The sequence below is a fragment of the Aeromonas sp. HMWF016 genome (genome assembly GCF_963878195.1).
Classification (GTDB): domain Bacteria; phylum Pseudomonadota; class Gammaproteobacteria; order Enterobacterales; family Aeromonadaceae; genus Aeromonas; species Aeromonas lacus.
On sequence record NZ_CAWNWX010000063.1, the window covers coordinates 59,743 to 60,552 of the forward strand.

2 protein-coding genes are annotated in these 810 nt (G+C 65.6%); one reads left to right on the plus strand and one right to left on the minus strand.

The features are described 5' to 3' along the window. The coding region (locus AACS24_RS09240) for a gamma-glutamylcyclotransferase family protein (RefSeq protein WP_181364358.1) at positions 1-349 on the plus strand (349 nt) is incomplete at its 5' end. 65 nt (positions 350-414) lie between these two features. Here AACS24_RS09240 and AACS24_RS21905 read toward each other — a convergent pair. After that, positions 415-810 (minus strand): methyl-accepting chemotaxis protein (locus AACS24_RS21905; RefSeq protein WP_258223165.1); only part of this gene is annotated, 396 nt, incomplete at its 5' end.

Genomic DNA, 810 nt, shown 5'->3' on the forward strand with positions numbered 1-810 from the left:
GCGCGGCGCCCTCTATCATCTGCAGCACAAGGGCTACCCCGCCCTGCTGCAGGGTGATGACTGGGTCTATGGCGAGCTGTTTGTGCTGGACGACTTCCCTGCCGCCATCGCGGCGCTCGACGAGATGGAGAACTTCCACGGCGAGGATGATCCCCAGAGCGAATATCTGCGCCAGCTCATCGAGGTGGAGATCTTCGACCCGGCGCAGGGGCGTTATGTCGGCCAGCAGCAGGCCTACCACTACCGCTACGTGGTGCAGCACGATCCCAGGTGGCAGCAGGGCAAGCACTACCTGCCCGACGGCAACTGGCGCGCCTTCCATCTGGCGCAGCTGGAGAGCGCTGCCTGACGGTCAGCGACAATAACAAAGGGCAGCCCGCGGGCTGCCCTTTTTCATGGAAGATGGCCTGAGGATCAGAGCCGGAAACGGCCGATCTCCTGCTCCAGCCGTTCGGTCAGCGCCTTCAGCTCGGCCGCCTGCGCCGCCTCCTGATTGGCCTGCTCAGCCAGCTCCTGGGAGACGTGGCGGATATTCTCGGTGTTGCGGCTGATCTCGCTGGTGACCGAGGTCTGCTCTTCGGCCGCCGCCGCGATCTGGGTCGCCATGTCGCTGATGGAGCCGATCGCCTCGTTGATCCGCGCCAGACTCTGGTTGGCGGACTCAGCATCCTCGACGCTGGTGCCCGCCAGTTGGCGACTGGTCTCCATGCCGCCCACGGCACGGCGGGTGGTCTGCTGCAGGGTCTCGATCATCTGCTGGATCTCGTCGGTGGAGTCGTGCGTGCGGCGCGACAGCACCCGCACCTCGTC